Source organism: Algoriphagus sp. (assembly GCF_030694375.1).
Lineage (GTDB): Bacteria > Bacteroidota > Bacteroidia > Cytophagales > Cyclobacteriaceae > Algoriphagus.
This window is the reverse complement of record NZ_JAUXYL010000026.1, coordinates 207732-226053: the sequence shown is the minus strand read 5'-3', so window position 1 is coordinate 226053 and position 18322 is coordinate 207732. Positions and strand designations below refer to the sequence as shown.

Here is an 18322-nt window from a genome sequence, read left to right as displayed (position 1 = left end):
GTTCTTTTTAGGAATTCCCCGGCAAGTTTAGCACGCAAAATCGGATTTTCACCGAAAATCACCCGCTCCCCATAAATTCTCTACGTCAAGAATATAAACTCAAAGAATAATGAAATTTGGTACCAAAGCCATTCATGCCGGCGTAAGCCCTGACCCCTCTACGGGGGCCATCATGACTCCGATCTATCAGACATCGACTTATGTCCAAAAATCTCCCGGAGATCATCAGGGCTACGAGTACAGCCGTACACACAACCCTACCCGTACAGCGCTTCAAAATAGCTTAGCTGCTTTGGAAAACGGGAAGCATGGAATCTGCTTTTCCTCCGGTCTCGGGGCGATTGATTCGGTGGTGAAATTGTTCAATCCCGGAGATGAAATCATTTCCACCAATGACCTTTACGGCGGGACCTATCGGCTTTTCACCAAAGTTTTCGAGCGGTATGGGATTAAGTTCCACTTCGTGCCGATGTCCGACCCGGCCTCACTTTCTTCCTATGTGAATGAGAATACCAAAATGGTATGGGTGGAGACTCCTACCAATCCGATGATGAATATTATTGATTTGGAGGCTGTGGCTGCATTTTCCAAAAAACACAATTTGCTCTTGGCAGTGGATAATACATTTGCCTCTCCATACCTTCAAAACCCGCTCGACTTCGGTGCAGACATTGTTATGCACTCCGTCACCAAGTATCTCGGAGGACATTCAGACGTAGTGATGGGTGCCTTGGTGGTGAATGATGATGAGCTTGCGTCCCGGTTGGTTTTTTTGCAAAATGCCTGCGGGGCGACTCCCGGACCGCAAGATTGCTTTTTGGTATTGCGAGGAATTAAGACCCTTCACCTGAGAATGGAGCGCCACTGTCAGAATGGAAAGACGATCGCAGCCTATCTTAAAAATCACCCAAAAGTGGAAAAAGTCTATTGGCCTGGATTTGAAGATCACCCAAATCACCAAGTAGCCAAAAGACAAATGCGAGACTTTGGGGGGATGATTTCTTTTACCCTGAAGGGAAACCGGATCGAAGATGCCAAGACGGTGATGGAAAATCTTGAGTTATTTGCCCTTGCGGAGTCTTTAGGAGGGGTAGAATCCCTATGCGGTCATCCTGCCTCCATGACGCATGCCTCGATACCAAAGGAGGAAAGAGAAAAAGTCGGCTTGGTAGATTCCTTGATCCGATTGAGTGTTGGCGTGGAGGATGCCGAAGATCTGAAAAATGACATTTTGCAGGCCTTGGCCAAAATTTAATTTATATCAATACTTTTTTGAGTAGGACAAAAGCCTGTTTTTCGATTTCGGAAGACAGGCTTTTCTTTTCTTCCTTGAGTTCTTTGATCCAATCCATGTACTTTTTGGATATACTGGTCTTCTCTGCAAGGAACCCTGAAAGTGTTTGAAATGCCAAATGGTTGGAATACCAAGGTTTTAGATTGTCTTTGACTTGGGCGATTTCCTCATGGATTGAGGAGACAAAAATGGGGTTGAAGCCAAGTTGAATAAGCAGGTTTTCCAACATGATTATTTTGCGTAGGCTTTCAAACAAATCGCGGAAACCTTGACTGCTGATCGGAGCTTTGAGTTCACGGTGCAGGAATATCAGCTCGTCCTGAAAGAGCTGATTGATTGCGGTATTAATGGTTAGAGGTTTGATCCCACGGCTGGACTTTTGGGCATTTTCCCTAAAATCATCCCAGGTTTTCAGGGTGCTGCCCACTACCAGATCGAAAGCTTCTTTTTGAATTTTCTTTTTTTGGATCAAAAGGTAATCCCTGTAGCTATCGAATTGGAGACCAGATTTTTCTTCTTTTGACTTGAGGTTTCGCTCGACCAGTTTCAGATGATGGGTTTTGCGTAGTGACTTTTTCAGGGGTTTGAAAGGTAGAAAAAGTTCATTGCTCAGGCTTTGATTTTCGAAGTGGATCTTTTCCATCAATTCGGTAAAGAGTTCCAAAAATTCGAGTTTGGTCTGCAACTCGATTGCTTTCTTTGACTTAATCTGCTTACCAAGGGCCAAAAAAAGGATTTTAGCTTCCTGGTGTTGCTGTTCAAAAATCAGAAAAACTGGAGAAGTTTTGACTTGCATGGATTAGGAAATTCGAACCAATGTGGCCCCGTAACCCCATTGGTCTTTCTGGGTGTCCTGAAAGTACTTAATATTTCCTAATTGGCTGAGGCGCTTGTGAATTTCTTTTCTAAGCACCCCATTCCCCAAGCCATGAATGAAAGTGATCTCATCCATACCTGAGGCCAAGGCCTGATTGAGATTTTTCTCAAAGGCTTCAAGTTGGAGGCGCATCTTTTCAGAATTGCTGAGCTTATCCGGATCCGAATGAAGCTCTTCGATGTGCAGGTCGATGGATCGGGCAGGTTTTAGGGCTTTGGTTTGTTCCGGTTTTGGCGTGATTTGGTTCAGTTCAGCATTCAGACTTCGGATGTCCAGTTCTTTGGTCGTCTGCTCCATGGCAAAGAGGTAGACACTTTTTCCCAAGATCGGTGCTTTGCTCAGATGCTTGAAAAACTGCGTCGCCTTCATTTTGAGCTGTCGCTCAAAGGCAGGAATAGCCTTTTCCAATCTGTTTTGGATAGGGATGAAGCGGATCAAAAATGCCGGCCATTCGTCCATTTCCTTCATCAGGCGGTCATCAATTTTTTTACTCTCTCCGGGATTTAACGTTCCGGCAAAAAGTGTCCGGTGATTGCTTCCATATACCTCCGAGCTGTGGGCAAGGTAGGGTTGATGGCTGTCATTGATGAGATAGAGACTCAGGTTTTGATCATTGATCGGGAGGAAAGCCAGGTAAAGTCCCTGATCTTTTGGTGCTGAAATCGGAAGTGGAGCCTCGGATTCTTTGGTGACTCCTGCATTTTCACCGAAATAATTTTTTTCTGCCTCTGCTACAATGACTACTTCGGATTTCATGGCCGGAATAAGAAAGCCGTCCTCTATTTCTATTTCGAGTCGGCCACTTGAGGAGATTTTGCGTATGATTCCTTCTTCTGTTCCGTGCAGTAATCTTACTTTGTCTCCGATGTTCATGGATTGAGGGCTTGTTTGTAGGTGTCTATTGCTCTTACCCTTGCAAATTTATGATCTACAATGGGTTTTGGGTACTTATCTGTTCCTATTTCAGGAATCCATTTTTTGATATACTTCAGGTCCTTGTCAAATTTCTCGGTCTGGGAATCAGGATTGAATACCCGAAAGTAGGGCTGTGCATCTGTGCCGGTGCCTGCCGCCCATTGCCAGCCCCCATTGTTGGCAGAGAGATCGAAGTCCAGGAGCTTTTTGGCAAAATAGGCCTCACCCCACCTCCAGTCGATCAGCAGATGCTTGGTAAGAAACGAAGCCACCACCATGCGGACTCGATTATGCATGTAGCCTGTGGTATTGAGTTCACGCATCCCCGCATCTACTATGGGGTAGCCTGTCAGGCCCTCACACCAAGCCTGAAATTCCATTTCATTGTTTCTCCAGGGAATGTGATCATAGGATGGCTTGAATGCCCGCTCTGTCACTTGCGGGTTATAAGCCAAAATCATCATATAAAATTCCCGCCAGATCAATTCGTTGAGGTATGTTTCATTCAACCGAGCGGCAACCTGTGCCAATTTCCGTACAGAGATGGTTCCAAAACGCAGATGGATTCCAAGTCTTGTGGTGCCATTTTGTGCCGGAAAATTCCGGGTCTTATCGTAATGACTGATCAGGTCCTCGTCCGTTACTTTTGGAGGGATACTGATGCTGGTTTTCTCAAATCCCATTTCCGCTAAAGAAATCATATCCAATGGAGAAATGGAGTAAAGGTTTTTCCAGTTGGGAGCATCCAGTGTCTGCACTTTTGTGCTTTTGTACTTCTCCAGCCAATTGCGGGAAAATGGCGTGAACACTTTATAAAACTCTCCCGAACCATTCAGAATTTCCCCCGGCTCGAAGATTACCTGATCTTTAAAACTCAAAAAAGTAACTCCTTTTTCTTTCAGGAGGCTTTCCACTTTAGCATCTCTTTCCTTGGCGTAGGGCTCGTAATCCCGATTGGTATAAACGGACTGAATGTCAAACTCCTGCAAAAGCTCGAGGTAAATATCCTCCGGCTTGCCGTATTTAATCAGTAGGGAACTGCCTTTCTGCTCCAGTTTAGTTTTGATTTCCAAAAGTTGGGAATGGATAAATTCCACTCTTGCGTCTGCCTTGTCCTCCAGTCGATCCAGAATATTCCGATCAAAAAGAAAGAGCGGTAGGATGTTTTTTTCTTGCTGAAGTGCGTAAAAAAGCCCGGTATTATCTTCCAATCGAAGGTCTCTGCGAAACCAAAACAAGGTTATTTTTTCCATAAGTTCTTTTTTGAAGGAAAGTGTACTATCCCAAGAAATGTTTTAAAAATCTTCTTTTGAAGGGATAATCACTTTCCTTTCTGGAAGAGGAGGGTCTTTTCTCGGTGGAATATCTTCCAGATTCAAGGGCTTCCAATTTTCTTCATCCTGGTATTCTTCCCTGAGAAAATCATCGGAATCGATGATATTTAGTTTCTCGGAATTTCTGCCGGTTAACTTTTTGAACAGCTCAGAGAATGAGTTGAAGGACACATTTTGAGTGATGGAGGCACCGTAAGTAAGGACGTTTTGAGTTAGGGAAAGTGAAGTGAAGGTATTGTAATTATTTCGGTTGAAAATTCGGAGTCGATATACCCCGTCCCCGGTGAGTAAGTATTCGGCCTGCCAGTCCCCGATGATGGAAGCGGCACTGGCATTCCCCTGATTATCTGTAAATCCGCCGTCCCGGGAGACTCTTAGCCTGCCATCCAAAAAGGTATAAGCGACACTTAACTGAAAATTTTCCAGCGTGTTTTGGTCCAGGGTAGCGAGATCAATATTGACTTCGAGATTTTTGTCCACTTGTCCCAAAAAGCTGTTCAGTTGTGAGGAAAGCAGGTTTCCCAAACTTGAGGAAATAGTAGCTACTCCCGAAAACTGCCCCTCCGGAGAGAAATTTCGTGTCATGATGACTGAGAATACCTGCCGGTTCATCTCCTGTTCATCCGCTGCCACCCTACCCTGGAAGGCCGATATGGTAGTCTGCACGTCTCCGCTTGATGGGAATTGGCCGAAGTCAAACCCAAACTTGATATTTGGTGAAAGCAGTTCTCCCTGCAGGTCCATCAAAACTTTAAGCGGATAGCGTCGCCGCATTTGGCTGTTTTCGGATGCTGATGAAGAAGAAAGTAGGGGCTGGAGCGATATATTTTCCTCATACACAGCCTTGAGATTCATGACTCCCTGATACGGATCACCAAACCACGTAATCCTTCCTCCGGGCTGTATGGCGAATTCCCGTTTGACGACATTGTAAAGTGAGAAATTGTACTGCCCCTGCGTGATTTCATAATTACCCGTGAGGTTAAAATTGCCCTGGGTATCGATGTTCATGGTCAGGATTCCGCGCCCTCGGGCTTCCAGGCTTTCTTCGGTTTTCGGGTCAATGATGATTTGGGCAAAAGCATCCGGAGTGATATCCAGAATGAAGTTCATCCTCACATTTTCAATATCCAGCCTATTGATATCTGTTGCCAATTGATTGATCCGCACGGTGTCCTGAATGTTGATGATCTGGATAAACTCCTCCTGATATTGCGAATTGCTGCTGGTGAGAGGGATGTAGATTCGTGTATTAGGCTGAGTGGTAGCTCTGGCGGTGACATCCAGATTGGTAGTGCTGCCGCGAATGGACAAGGTTCCCGTGGCGAAGGCAGTTCCGTAAAAGACTTCATTGTCTCTTGCGGTCGTATTTAATACCTGGAAATTGCTCAGCGTGGAGTTTATATCCAGAAAGATGTTGTTAAATCCAGTATGGTTGAGTCCACCGGTGAATGTTGCCCGATTTCCGTTCAAATCTCTAAAAATCAAATCTTTGAAGCTGACCTGCTTGGGTTGGAAAAGAATACTTCCGTCTAGGATATAGCTGGTATTGAGAAAGTTTACCCTAATTTTTCCCCGGTCGATTCTACCGCTTCCCAAAACCTCCGGGGAATCTACTGTGCCTCTGATTTGAAGGTTTCCGCTTACTGTACCATCCAGATTGGAAATGTAATTGGAAAGAAATGGTTCAAGAATCACCAAGTTTGCCTCTGTGAGGACAGCGTCAAGATCAAGATTTTGAAATTCCAGACCAAGGATTCCATTGATGTCAATTTTCTTTTGACCGTTGATTTCATTTTCGAGATCAAGAATCAATTCATTGTCTTGAAGTTTTGCAGAAGCAAAGATGTTCCCTATCGGGAATCGGTTGATCTCTGCCTTATCGATAGACATTTCACCTTCGAAGCGCGGTTGATCTAAAAGATTTTTCAATTGAAAAGATCCGTTGGCTGAGCCCAGAAATTCCAGCGTGGTGATGGTATTCAGAATGTCTAATTCAACATTTTCGAAAAACAAATCAAGAATTTCCTCAGGGTCTTGACTGATGCGACCGTCGACGCCGATAAACTGCCCGTCTTTGAGGACACGAAGTTTTTTGAAATCAATATTTCCTTCGGAAATCAGGATCTGATTTTCCGGGTCAAAATTCCAATCCCTATCCAAGACTTTCAGTAATGAGGGTTGGAAATGTATTTCCGTTCCCAAGACAGAGAATTTAGTCTCAGCAGAAATTCTGGCCTTACTTTGCGTGGTTAATTGGTCGAGGCTGAACTGGATGCCCAAGTTGTTTTGATCCCAAATCGCCTCTAGTCCCAAGTTTTCAAATCCAAGTGCGGTGCCAACTTTTTGTTCCTTGGAATACACGTAAAATGAGGCTAAGATATCAGCGCTGTTGATGATTTTGGAAGTATTAAAGTCGATGTTTACCCCAAAAGCGGAGTTTCCTTGGTAGGAAAGGGTATCAATACTGGTGAAGAAATTGAATATGGTGTTTTCAGGGGTTTGATAGAAAGCCCCTTCGAGAATGGTGTTTTTGGAAATGGAAATATTGGGCTGAAAGAGCTGGATCAAAGGGTTTACATCATGAAGCCGCACGTTGAGGTCCAAATTGTAGGTTTCTGAAAAATTTTCCTCTAGGCTGGCGATGGGTTGTTCTTCATTCAGGAGGATTGAGATATACTGCCGGCTGAGTATGTCCAAGTCACGGGACATCTGGTCCAGGTTAAATTGTCCCGAGGCTGCCGCCACGAGGTAATCCGAGTTGATTGAAAGCGTTCGCGTGCCTCCTGCAAAAAGCGACTGAAAAAAGAAATCACCTACATCCAGAAAGCGTTCTTCGTAACCCACTTTGATGTCAGAAAACCTGCCAATCCCCTGAATATCGTCCAATTTGATGCCCTTGGTATCAATGTCCAATTTGCCACTGATGAAAGTTGGTTTTTCCACCAAATTAATCTTATCTAAAAATGCGGTGTCAATCTGGACCAACATCCTTACCGAATCCACAGACTCATTCAGGTTAACATAACCTTTTGCCTGCCCTTTGAGGTTGGGGTCGTCAATAGCCAAATTTCCTCTAAACAAATTCAAACCATAAGTAGCATCCGTTCGAATGTTGGTGAAATTATAATTATTCAGTCCAATCTGTGAAATATTGGCATTGAGGTCAATCAAGATGTTTTCCAATGAATTCCCTTTAAGGTTCACATTGCCGTCCAGACTTACCTTTTGGAATAATTCTCGGTCTCCTGCCAAAATCCCCATGTCGAGGTTCTGGATTCTTACCCTGGAAACTATGGATGGTACCCCATTGACCAAATCGTAATTTACCCGCCCTGATATATTGCCTATGCTGGTTCGAAAATTTCCATTCGTAGTAAAGCGGGTGATAAGTCCTGCAAAATCCGCATCCAACCGGATCAGGTTGAATTTGTTGACTTCCTTTTCGAGTTGAGGCGTAAGATAGGGCGCGAGATCTCTTGCAGAAATGACAGAATTTTTGAGGGAAAGGTTGAGGTAAGTCTTATTGATATCCGGCAATCCGTCCAATTCCAGAGCTCCGAAAATGGCGGTTTTCTGTCCCAGTCGAATCAAAAATTCTTTGGATTTAATATCTGAAACAGGTCCGATTAACTCCCCGCTCAGGAATATTTCATCTTCAAACTCCGGTAAGGAGGGAGCGAAAATCCGAAGTTCGCTGAGCCTGATTTTGGTTTCATCCAATCGCGCATTCAGCTTCACTTGATGGAGGAAATCCGAAAACCCATCCGGACCAATGAGATCCATCCGAAGGTAATTTTTGATATGACTCCCTTCTGATTTCAGGCTTAGCTTGTCCAGTTCAAGGTATGTGGGAGCATAGGTCAAGTTGGTCTTTAACTCATGAATTCTTACTCCCGAGGTTTGTTCAATTCCACTTAAGAGTTTGATATCAATCCCGATTACTCCCTTTTTCATTCGGAAATTGTCTGCATTGGCAGTGATGTCCCTAAACCGGATCTTGGTGTAATCAAACCCGGAGCTGACAGGTTCTGCATTGAAATTGACCAATGAAAACTTCGCCTGCCTCAATTCGATAGAAGTAATCGAGAAGTTAACCGGAACTTTTGCGGTGGTGTCAACCGAACCAAATATGGATCCCAGCTCGGTGATCCAGCGATTGATATTCAAAGTCGAATCTCCCTGATGGGTGTAGAAATTTAATTCTGCACGTTCTAGTCGAACCGCATCCACCACAAAATCCCCCGGAGGAATTAAGGAAAGAAGGGAGAAATCAGCGTAAGCCTTATCTGCGCCAAGCATCAGGCTGTCTTTGTGATCACGGATAGAAACATTTTCCATTTCCAAAGCATCCCACCAGGATATCCGGATTCGGCCGATTTCAGTTTGAAAATTGGAGTTTTTATTAAGGTAGGTGGTGACCTTGTCGATCAACCAATTTTGGACACTCGTGACTTGTAGCGCCAGTCCAATAAAAATCAGCAAAAGAGTAGTCGAAAAGACAAGCCAAAGGATTACCCGGAAAGCTTTGTGCAAAAAATCCGTAACTTTCGAGTTCTTTTCCAATGGGTAACAAGGATATTTCTATACTAGCAATTGAATCATCGTGCGACGAGACTTCAGCGTCCATTATAGTAAATGGCAAAGTACTCAATAATATTGTCGCAACGCAATCCGTACACGAAAAATACGGGGGAGTAGTTCCCGAGTTAGCCTCGAGAGCGCATCAGGAAAACCTTATTCCTGTGATTCAGGAGGCCATTTTATCTTCCGGCATTTCCAAAGAACAATTATCGGCAGTGGCATTTACCCGCGGCCCCGGATTGATGGGTTCGCTCTTGGTGGGCGTGAGTTTTGCCAAGGCATTTGCGACAGCCTTGAAGATTCCTTTGATTGATATCAACCACATGCAGGCGCATATTTTGGCGCATTTTATCGATGATCCCAAGCCGGTCTTTCCGTTTATCTGCCTTACTGTGAGTGGAGGGCATACCCAGCTGGTATTGGTCAAAGATTACCTGAAAATGGAAGTCATCGGCGAGACGCAGGATGATGCCGTCGGTGAGGCTTTTGACAAGACGGCCAAACTCCTCGGATTGCCTTATCCAGGAGGTCCTTTGATCGATCGGTATGCGAAGGAGGGAAATCCCAAAGCGTTCAAATTTCCCGTGACCCGAATGCCGGGATTGAATTATTCTTTTTCAGGAATAAAAACTGCCGTGCTTTATTTTCTCAGAGATCAGCTCAAAGAGAACCCGAACTTTATTTCCGAAAACCTTCCGGACCTTTGCGCAAGCATCCAATACACGCTGATCGAAATGCTCCTGATCAAACTCAAGGAAGCGGCCAAGCTGTATGGAGTCAAAGAAATTGCGATTGCAGGTGGTGTATCCGCAAATTCAGGTTTGCGGGAAACCTTGGCAGAACTCGCCCGGAGAAAAGGCTGGAACCTCTACGTCCCAAAATTCGAATACTGTACGGACAACGCCGCCATGATTGCCATGGCAGCACACTACAAATACCTCAAAGGCGAATTCGTCGGACTCGACGTGACACCTTTGGCCAAAATGAAACTCTGATATGGCTAAGTCCAACCGCTTCGAAAAATTTGTCAACATTAAAAATAAGAAAGCAAACTTCCAGTTTGAGTTTATTGATACCTACGTGACCGGAATTATGCTGACAGGAACGGAGATTAAGTCGATCCGTGAAAGCAAAGTGTCCCTGACCGAAGCCTTTTGCATTTTTTTGGACGGGGAACTCTACATTCGTCAGATGCACATTTCACCTTACAGTATGGCCGCGAGTTACAATCATTTGGCGGTACGGGATCGAAAGCTCCTTTTGAAGAAAAAAGAATTGGAAAAGCTTGAAACTAAGTCGGCTGAAAAAGGGCTGGCAATCATTCCGGTTCGTATATTTATCAATGACCGTGGATTGGCAAAATTGGAAATTGCGCTGGCACGGGGAAAGAAAACTCATGATAAACGACAGGACCTGAAAGAAAAAGATGCAAAAAGAGAGCTCCAGCGAATGGCCTTTGATTGATGCATATGGGATATGTCGTCAGACCATCCTTCCACTTTACCGCCAACCCACTTTTGATTCCGCGCTGGTCACTCAGCTGCTTTTTGGGGAATGCTATCAGATCAATGGTCTGACCTCAGACCGTCAATGGTTTAGGGTGTATCACGAAGACACCGGCATGGGCGGATGGGTATGGGCCAAGCTGATCAAAGAAATTACAGGCGAAGAATATCAGAAATTCCTCAATCAGGACTTTCAGATCGTCACCAGTCCGATAGCCGCCATTGAATACCTCGGTACCAACCTGTACTTGCTTCCCGGTAGTCGGCTACATTTTAGCGAACTCGAACTTTTCAACTGGCAGGATCACATCGGATTTACCGGGAATTATCGGCCCCATGCGCTCAAAGCCAATCGCGAAGAATTGATCGAAATAGGACTTCGCTACCTCAATGCGCCCTTTCAGGCGGGGGGAAGAAGTATTTTTGGTTTGGATGAAGAGCTGGGATTTGCGCTGATTTTTGCGATAGCGGGCTATTCTTGGATTTCAGGAAAGACTCCGGGCAAAAGCGTAACTCCTGAAGAGGCTATTCCGGGTGATTTATTTGTTTTCAGAGACTTGGAGAAGAAAGAGTCCCATTTTGGCTTGTTTTTGGGAGCTGAAGAAATCCTCTGGATGGACAACAAAATGAAAGTTTCCGATCTGGATGAGTGGGAGGATTTTTTGAGAAACAATACGGGTGAACAGGTCGTTTTTGACGCAAGATCGATAGTGTGATAAGGTATGGAAAAGCGGGTATTGGTGCTGAACTTAGATCATTCACCGGTGGCGGTAGTGCCGGTACAGAAAGCCATTGTGCTTTGTCTTTTGGAGAAAGCCAATGTTCTCTCCACATACGAATTATTGAAAATCCGTACCGTGGATCGAAGCTTTGAATATCCCGCTGTCATCCGTCTGACCCATTACAAAAACATTCCATTTCGAGGAGTATTACTTAATCGAAACAATCTCTTCAAGCGTGACAACGGAGAATGCCAATATTGCGGCAGCAGAAAGCATCTGACTATCGATCATATCATTCCCAAATCAAAAGGAGGCAAGACCAACTGGACCAACCTGATCACCGCATGCAATCGCTGCAATGTGAATAAAGGCGACAAAACTCCCGAACAGGCAGGCTTGGTCCTCAAATCAGAACCATTCAAGCCATCATTATCCTATTTTTTGGCCGAATATGCCGAACGGCAGGCGGAGGAATGGTTGCCGTTTTTGTCCAGCCGGATCATGAATTCCTGAGTTTCTTCGTTATTCGGTGTTCGATATTTTGACTTAATACGAGAGTAACAATTACTATTGAATCAAAAACTCTCAGCACTGCTGAGAGAAAGTGAAGCTGATCTTATAAGCACTTTTTAAGGCAGTGAAGTGGTGGAATATGCTTTAAGCAGGAGCCTTTCCCCAACGATGGTTGCAGAATATAAAACTCAACTCCCTGACAAAAAACTTCTACAGCAGAAACTTCAGGAGCTGTTTGGTAATGATTCTGGAGTGAATTAGTATAAATCTCTACAACTATGAGTTTTGAAAAAGAAGCGGCTAAATTGATTATTGAAAACTACAATTAATGGAATTTGGTTTAGCTTAGGGTTCAAAGCACCTAAGACTAATTGAAATCAAAGATTCCTCAATCTTTTCCAAGATGAAACAAGCATTTATTCTGATTTTTTTAGGAGTATTCATAGGTTGTACAGATACCTCCGATCAACCTCTTCCACTATCCTTGGAAGGAAAGTGGGTCGATCAACTGACTAAAACCGATACCTTGGAATTTTTGAGATTGGAGGATGGAAGTTCGCTTTTAAATCTGTCAAGAGGCAGAGAAATGAGAAACGGCAATAATTTACCGAAAATAGGGTCAGGCTTATACACTTTTTCGCTGGACAAAAACAGCATCACCCTGCAATATTCCTTGTCAAGCTTTTATAATCCAACAGAATACTACTTTAAGCAAAACCAGTTGGAATTGAAGGTTGGAAGATTTTTTGACTCGGAGAATTCTTCTGACATACTGACTTTTAGGAAAATAAGGCAGTGACAATTTAATACAGATTGCCCCTTCAGGGCTCGGATTAAGAGATTAATTTGGTCACCCCAAATTGTATTTGGGGCTATCACAGTACGCGCCATCAGCGCTCTTATCCCGAAACCATTTGGTTCTTCTAAGTGCCAACGGCACGTTCTTTACCAGCCCAGAATTCGATTCTGGGTATATAGTAGAAACTATAGGTTTCAGAGTGCTGAATGCTCGATTTTTGAGACAAATCATATTCAGACACAGATCGCCCCTTCAGGGCTCGGATTAAGAGGTTAATTTGGTCACCCCAAATTGTTTTTGGGGCTATCACAGTACGCGCCATCAGCGCTATTATCCCGAAACCGTATGGTATTTCTAAGTGCCAACGGCACGTTCTGTACTAGCCCAGAATTCAATTCTGGGTATATAGTAGAAACTATAGGTTTCAGAGTGCTGAATGCTCGATTTGTGCGACAAATCATATTCAGACACAGATCGCCCCTTCAGGGCTCGGATTAAGAGGTTAATTTGGTCACCCCAAATTGTATTTGGGGCTTTCACAGTACGCGCCATCAGCGCTCTTATCCCGAAACCATTTGGTTCTTCTAAGTGCCAACGGCACGTTCTTTAGCAGCCCAGAATTCAATTCTGGGTATATAAAATCCCGATGGATATCAGAGTGCTGAAGGCACGACCTGTATTGAAAATCCAATATAATTAACTGGCAAATGCCCAAATTATTCTCTGCCTATATCTTTTCTTTTCCCCACCCAAGTCAACCCAAATCCCACCAAGAATATCGTCAGCGTTCCCATCACGATGGTCATATTCGTGTGAAGTGGATTTGCGAAGGTTTTGGACATTCCATTTTGGATTAGAATCGTCGATAAACTCATCCAACCGATGACCAAAACACCGAGAATCACAGCGAAAACGGCCTGTGGATTTTTGGCTTTTGACAGTAATCCCAAAAGGAAAAGTCCCAAAATCCCCCCGCTGAAAATTGAAGAAAGTGCCCACCATGCTTCCAAGGCACTGTTGACTCCATTGAATGCCAAGCCGACCACGATGCTCAGCAAACCCATGGTCAGGGACGCAAGCCGCAAAACTCGAAGTGAAAGCTTTTCAGAAGGATTGGGATGGATGTATTTGCTGAAATGGTCGGATAGAATTACCGTCGCCGAACTGTTGATGCTTGTGGATACGGTGCTCATACCCGCTGCAAAGATCGAAGCAATCAGTAAACCTGTGACGCCCACCGGAAGTTGATTGACGATGAAATAGGGGAATACTTTATCTCCTGCAAGTCCCGCAGGAAGCAAGTCGGGCAAGGACTGATAGTAGGCGAATAGGGCAGTGCCGATAAAGAAGAAAATCAGGGAAACGGGCACATAAAGCAAGCTTCCAAGCCAAGTGGATTTCTTGGCTTCTGCCTCGGTTTTGGCGGTCAAGTAGCGCTGCACATAGCTTTGATCAATGCCGAAATTCTGCAGATTGATAAACAGGCCATAGACCAAAATCATCCAAAAAGTGGAAGTAGTGAAATCCAGCTTAAAACTCCCCAGGCTGAATTTATCTGCCTCTCCCGCAATCCGGAATACGGCCGACGGTCCCTCCGGAATGCCGAAGAAAATTACCCCTAAGCATGCCAAAGCACCACCGATCAGAATGATTCCCTGCACAGCATCTGTCCAGATCACGGCTTCGATTCCTCCCCACATGGCATAGATCACCACGCTGACGCCTGTCACGATGATGATGCTTGGTATACTCCAGCCCAGCAGGGCATTCATAGGCAAAGCGAGTAGATACATGATGGCTCCCATGCGGGCAAGCTGGGTCAGGAGATAACAACAGGATGCGTAGATTCTTGCCCAGGCGCCAAAGCGCTGCTCGAGGTAGAAATAGGCAGATTCACTTTTGAGTCGGCGATAGAGTGGGACGAAGTATTTCACTGCAATCCAAGCCGCCAAGGGAATCGAAAGGCTGAAGACAAACCCATTCCAATTACCGGAATAAGCATTTCCGGGCAAAGCCAAAAAGCTGATGCTACTCACAAAGGTGGCGAAGATCGACATTCCGATGGCCCAAGCCGGAAGTCGGCCTCCTCCGGTCGTGAAGTCGCTTGCTGTCCGCTTTCGGAAAGAAAAAGAAACGCCAAACCCGACAATTGCCAACATGTATATTAGGAATATGACGAGGTCTAGGATAGGCATTTTGGGAAGCTAGGAGGTGTGTAGGTAGGGAAGAATGGAAGTTAGGAAGTAGGAGGATTGGAAGTTAGGATTGTTTTCTCACAGATGACCACAGAAAAAATCACAGATTTTCACAGATCAATTCCGTTTATCATGAAATCAAAGATTTCTGAACCTGGTCTTTCACCTTGAGAAATTTTTCATGCAACTCCGCTTTTTCGGCTTCAGAATATGGAAAAAGAGGCGGTGCAAAATTTCCCTGACAAAGGCCCTCAAAAGCCATCGAGGCTTTCAATCCTTTGAGATAACTCGACTGATAAGTTCCGTTTTGATACAGGTTTTTGCTCAGGAAGAGAATGATCTCCTGAAGCTCTTTGACGGTATCGTATTCCTTTTTTTGGAATGCTTCATAAAGTGCGACATACAGTTTTGGGAAAAGATTTCCTCCCCCGGTCACTCCGCCATGACCGCCCATTTCCAAGGTTTCAGCCAATATTTCTTCCGGTCCCACAAAGATTTTGAACTCGGGCTGATTTTTAAACGCTTCGCAAAGAGCCCTGAAGTTTTCCGAATTTCCGGAGCTGTCCTTGATTCCTATGATATTGGGATGTGCGGAGAGTTTGACCGCCGTTTCTACCTTGATATTGATCTTGGTATGAGAAGGCATATCGTAGAGGAAAAGTGGCAGTTCCACCGAATCGGCCAATTTTTGATAGTAAAAGATCAATTCTTCCTGTCCGATATTCATGTAAAATGGCGGAGCTGCAACCAAGGCTTTTGCGCCGGACTCCTGTGCGATGGATGCCAAATCCAAGCTTTCTACATACGAGCAATCCGTCACTCCTACCAAAACGGGAACTCGTCCCTTGACTTGCCGGCAGGTCAGTCGGATCAGGTCGCTTTTCACGTCTGAACTCAATCCGGCAAATTCCCCGGTGGTTCCGAGGATAAATAGCCCATGAACACCTCCTGCGATCAGGTGCTCGATGAGTATTTCGGTATGGGCAATGTCCAGTGAAAAGTCGGGATTTAATGGGGTGATCATGGGAGGGAAAATCCCCCGAAATGATGCAGTTTGGTTCATAGGCTTAAGGTTTTCAAAAAAAAATCAAAGGCTAAGGTGGACATATTTGATCTTTTCCCGATTGTAAGTGTAACTGATGTGAAGCGTACCGTCTTTGGCTTGAATGATTGCCGGATAGCTGAATTCTCCCCGCTCTTCATTTTCCAAAATCAGCAGCTCTTCCCAGCTAATACCATCACTTGAGCCTAAAAGGACTAATTTGTTTCGACCTTTTTTTAGTGGGTTTACCACCAAAAGATGGTATCCATTGGAAAGTGTCACACCATCGATTCCTGAGTTGTTATTTTCCAGCTTGGTAGCCACCAGTGGAGTCCAGGTTTTGCCCTGATCAGAGGACCAAGATTCTGCCACTACGCCTTCCTGCGTTCGGCACAGGAGTTGGATTTTTCCGTCGGGATGAAAAAGAGCAGTCGGTTGAATGGCATTGAAAGGGCCCTTCAAGTCCACTTTTTCCCAACCCGTCAAGTCAGGATTGGATATTTCAACATGTGATGTCCAAACGTTGTTGGTTTCAAAGCTGCTTGGATGGAGTAGTTTTCCGTTGGAAAGTTCGACGGATTTGTTTCGCACTGGCCCGAGAAATCCCGGGGGAAGTTGGGTTTCCTTAGACCAGGTTTTACCCTCGTCTTCCGATACTTTATAGTGTCCCCACCATTCCCTTGGATTGGGGCCTTCCTTGTAGAAAAGGACGATTTTCCCGTCGTTTTTACGGTGGAGAACCGGGTTCCAGGTAGGATTTCTGAACACCTCATTTTCTATCCCATCTGCAGCTAATGCCGGGATAGACCACTCCCCATTTTTCCTGTGAGAAGTGTAAATACTGACATCGGGATGGCGTTCATAAGTGCCTCCAAACCATGCCGCCATGACACCATCGGGTGTTTCCAGTAGGGTAGAGGCATGGCATGAAGGAAATGAGGCAGTTTCGTAGATGAATCCTGAAAAGAGAATTTTTGGAGGGGATTCTTTTTTCTGAGAAAAAGAAAAGAGGCCCAAGAGGCTTAAAAAAGAAATATAAGACAGCATAGGTCAATTGGGTTGAGGTACAAACTGAGTGTTTAACCTAACAAAAAAGCCGGACTTTTCCTTGAAACCGTCCGGCTGTGACCTGTTTGGGATGGTAGAATTGCTTTTTAAAGTTTACTTTAATGTGTTTGTCGGGTAAGGGTTCCACTTTGTTTAGTGGAAAGAAAGACCGGAGACCGAAGATGGAAGTATATTTCTTCGGTTTCTGGTCTTCGGTCTTCCAACCCTATCCCACTAGGTATGGACCTTTCCGATTAAAAAATTACCTCAAGTGCAGACTAAATATTCTTCTCAACAAAGTCCAAAAATAAGCTCCAATCCTCCCAAGTCAAGTCGTGCTTTCCTTCGCGAATGTGATATCCTACTGACTCCAGATGAATAGGTCCTTCTAAGTCTTCAAAACCTTGATCGAAAACTGCCTTTTTTCCATAAATCTCCGCAGCAACCCGACTTCCCAACTGGAGACCCAAATATTCCCCTTTGGGATCGGCCCATTGGTCACCTTTGGCACTGGAATAATACACACTTCTTGGTGCAATCAAGCCCGGTAGGAGATGTTGATCAATTGGAAGGTCCTCTTCTTTTTCGTTGTATTGATTGAAATTATCGGCAAACCAGTGCGGAAATCGTCGGTTGATGGCACCGACAGTTTCTCCAAATTTCCGCTTTGAAAGAGCCGCACCCCCACAGCCTGATTCATTGGCGTAAGTAAATGCCCATCGGGGATCGTTGGCTGAAGCCCAAAGGGCTGCTTTACCGGTTCGGGAGTGGCCGACCAAAACGGATATTTTTGAATCTACTTTGCTATGCTTTTCAAAATAATCCATGGCCCGCATCGCTCCCCAACCCCAGGCACCCAAGGCTTTCATGCCGTTGGATTGGCCGATTTGCTCAGAGTAAAGAGTGGAAATGACACCATCCTGAAAGGTTTCAGCGATATCCGGAGCGACTGTTTCGACATGAAAGGAAGCCGTGGCAAAACCGCGTCGAATAAGTTTCTCCACCGGCCAAAAGGCCTCGTCGACCAATGTCCCATCCGCATATTTCGGGAGGTAATTGATCAATAGTATTACCGGAAAAGGGCCCTTCCCATCTTTTGGAAGGAAAAAATTAATCCGCATCGTATGACTTTTCCCGTTTCGTTTCACGGTGATATTGACTTCCTCCAGGTCCGCTAGTTCGGGGTAAGGGTTTGCTGTTTCATTGACTTTTTCGAATGAAATTGCTTCAAAATTTGAGGGGATTTGACCATATACCTCATCCTGAAAGAGTCGAACTATCTCCGGCCTCCGAATCTTTTCCCAGTCTGTGATGGATTGGATCAGCCTGCCTTTTTCGCTCACAAAAGGATCAGAAAGGATCAAGGCCGGAACCTTGTCTTCATCGTAGTTTGCCGGGATTTGAGACATGCCATTGATTGGGGAAAGGAGTGGGAAAACAGAGAAAATCAGGAGTAGCTTCTTCATGGTCAGTTTTGAAAATGGTAAAGCGTAAG

At 44.8% G+C, this 18322-nt stretch carries 14 protein-coding genes and 1 pseudogene; 7 read left to right on the top strand and 8 right to left on the bottom strand.

Translation table 11 applies throughout. The annotated features are described in order from the left end of the window. Positions 1-109: 109 nt before the first annotated feature. The gene (locus tag Q8M62_RS10390; RefSeq protein ID WP_304902649.1) at positions 110-1255 is read left to right on the top strand and encodes a cystathionine gamma-synthase; all 1146 of its coding nucleotides are present in this window, start codon (positions 110-112) and stop codon (positions 1253-1255) included. A 1-nt stretch (position 1256) separates the two neighbouring features. On the opposite strand, the gene Q8M62_RS10385 is transcribed toward Q8M62_RS10390, so the two are convergent. From Q8M62_RS10385 to Q8M62_RS10370, 4 genes are read right to left on the bottom strand one after another with little or no spacing between them, the layout of a single operon-like run. After that, on the bottom strand, positions 1257-2090 hold the full coding sequence (locus Q8M62_RS10385; RefSeq protein WP_304902648.1) for a hypothetical protein: 834 nt from the start codon (positions 2088-2090) through the stop codon (positions 1257-1259). A 3-nt stretch (positions 2091-2093) separates the two neighbouring features. Continuing rightward, positions 2094-3044: a DUF2027 domain-containing protein gene (locus Q8M62_RS10380; protein WP_304902647.1), complete on the bottom strand. Its 951-nt coding sequence runs from the start codon at positions 3042-3044 to the stop codon at positions 2094-2096. Beyond that, positions 3041-4339: a deoxyribodipyrimidine photo-lyase gene (locus Q8M62_RS10375; RefSeq protein WP_304902646.1), complete on the bottom strand. Its 1299-nt coding sequence runs from the start codon at positions 4337-4339 to the stop codon at positions 3041-3043. The genes Q8M62_RS10380 and Q8M62_RS10375 overlap by 4 nt, the downstream gene beginning before the upstream one ends. 42 nt (positions 4340-4381) lie before the next feature. Next, positions 4382-8956 carry a translocation/assembly module TamB domain-containing protein gene (locus Q8M62_RS10370; protein ID WP_304902645.1) on the bottom strand — a complete coding sequence of 1525 codons (4575 nt, stop codon included), beginning with the start codon at positions 8954-8956 and terminating at the stop codon, positions 4382-4384. Between the two features lie 29 nt (positions 8957-8985). Between Q8M62_RS10370 and tsaD the strand changes: the two genes are divergently transcribed. From tsaD to Q8M62_RS10345, 6 genes and pseudogenes are all read left to right on the top strand, one after another. After that, complete coding sequence (tsaD, locus tag Q8M62_RS10365) at positions 8986-9999, top strand: tRNA (adenosine(37)-N6)-threonylcarbamoyltransferase complex transferase subunit TsaD (RefSeq protein WP_304902644.1); 1014 nt, start codon at positions 8986-8988, stop codon at positions 9997-9999. Position 10000: 1 nt separating this feature from the next. Beyond that, positions 10001-10468, top strand: coding sequence for an SsrA-binding protein (gene smpB / locus Q8M62_RS10360; RefSeq protein WP_092728894.1), 468 nt, complete (start codon positions 10001-10003; stop codon positions 10466-10468). Next, the gene (locus tag Q8M62_RS10355) at positions 10431-11225 is read left to right on the top strand and encodes a hypothetical protein (RefSeq protein WP_304902643.1); all 795 of its coding nucleotides are present in this window, start codon (positions 10431-10433) and stop codon (positions 11223-11225) included. Before smpB ends, Q8M62_RS10355 begins: the two co-directional genes overlap by 38 nt. Positions 11226-11231: 6 nt before the next feature. Continuing rightward, entirely contained in the window at positions 11232-11744 is a 513-nt protein-coding gene (locus Q8M62_RS10350; protein ID WP_304902642.1) for an HNH endonuclease, read from the top strand. A 126-nt stretch (positions 11745-11870) separates the two neighbouring features. Further along, positions 11871-12005: pseudogene (locus tag Q8M62_RS21565) on the top strand (DUF1016 domain-containing protein); the annotation flags it as partial. 142 nt (positions 12006-12147) lie between these two features. Next, positions 12148-12543: a hypothetical protein gene (locus Q8M62_RS10345; RefSeq protein WP_304902641.1), complete on the top strand. Its 396-nt coding sequence runs from the start codon at positions 12148-12150 to the stop codon at positions 12541-12543. 716 nt (positions 12544-13259) lie between these two features. Here the strand turns inward: Q8M62_RS10345 and Q8M62_RS10340 are convergent. The 4 genes from Q8M62_RS10340 to Q8M62_RS10325 all read right to left on the bottom strand — a co-directional run bounded on the left by Q8M62_RS10340 (position 13260) and on the right by Q8M62_RS10325 (position 18293). Then, positions 13260-14738, bottom strand: coding sequence for a sodium:solute symporter (locus tag Q8M62_RS10340; protein WP_304902640.1), 1479 nt, complete (start codon positions 14736-14738; stop codon positions 13260-13262). A gap of 130 nt (positions 14739-14868) precedes the next feature. Further along, a complete protein-coding gene (locus tag Q8M62_RS10335; protein ID WP_304902639.1) occupies positions 14869-15801 on the bottom strand; it encodes a dihydrodipicolinate synthase family protein in 933 nt (310 codons plus the stop codon). Between the two features lie 24 nt (positions 15802-15825). Then, positions 15826-16827, bottom strand: a complete 1002-nt coding sequence (locus Q8M62_RS10330) for an exo-alpha-sialidase (RefSeq protein WP_304902638.1) — start codon at positions 16825-16827, stop codon at positions 15826-15828. A 278-nt stretch (positions 16828-17105) separates the two neighbouring features. Then, complete coding sequence (locus Q8M62_RS10325; protein WP_304902637.1) at positions 17106-18293, bottom strand: acetylxylan esterase; 1188 nt, start codon at positions 18291-18293, stop codon at positions 17106-17108. Between the last annotated feature and the right edge of the window lie 29 nt (positions 18294-18322).

Bases quoted from the DNA above. Each gene is read 5' to 3' on its own strand.
- Q8M62_RS10390 (WP_304902649.1), top strand. From the start codon at position 110: ATGAAATTTGGTACCAAAGCCATTCATGCCGGCGTAAGCCCTGACCCC.
- Q8M62_RS10385 (WP_304902648.1), bottom strand. From the start codon at position 2,090: ATGCAAGTCAAAACTTCTCCAGTTTTTCTGATTTTTGAACAGCAACAC.
- Q8M62_RS10380 (WP_304902647.1), bottom strand. From the start codon at position 3,044: ATGAACATCGGAGACAAAGTAAGATTACTGCACGGAACAGAAGAAGGA.
- Q8M62_RS10375 (WP_304902646.1), bottom strand. From the start codon at position 4,339: ATGGAAAAAATAACCTTGTTTTGGTTTCGCAGAGACCTTCGATTGGAA.
- tsaD (WP_304902644.1), top strand. From the start codon at position 8,986: ATGGGTAACAAGGATATTTCTATACTAGCAATTGAATCATCGTGCGAC.
- smpB (WP_092728894.1), top strand. From the start codon at position 10,001: ATGGCTAAGTCCAACCGCTTCGAAAAATTTGTCAACATTAAAAATAAG.
- Q8M62_RS10355 (WP_304902643.1), top strand. From the start codon at position 10,431: ATGCAAAAAGAGAGCTCCAGCGAATGGCCTTTGATTGATGCATATGGG.
- Q8M62_RS10350 (WP_304902642.1), top strand. From the start codon at position 11,232: ATGGAAAAGCGGGTATTGGTGCTGAACTTAGATCATTCACCGGTGGCG.
- Q8M62_RS10345 (WP_304902641.1), top strand. From the start codon at position 12,148: ATGAAACAAGCATTTATTCTGATTTTTTTAGGAGTATTCATAGGTTGT.
- Q8M62_RS10340 (WP_304902640.1), bottom strand. From the start codon at position 14,738: ATGCCTATCCTAGACCTCGTCATATTCCTAATATACATGTTGGCAATT.
- Q8M62_RS10335 (WP_304902639.1), bottom strand. From the start codon at position 15,801: ATGAACCAAACTGCATCATTTCGGGGGATTTTCCCTCCCATGATCACC.
- Q8M62_RS10330 (WP_304902638.1), bottom strand. From the start codon at position 16,827: ATGCTGTCTTATATTTCTTTTTTAAGCCTCTTGGGCCTCTTTTCTTTT.
- Q8M62_RS10325 (WP_304902637.1), bottom strand. From the start codon at position 18,293: ATGAAGAAGCTACTCCTGATTTTCTCTGTTTTCCCACTCCTTTCCCCA.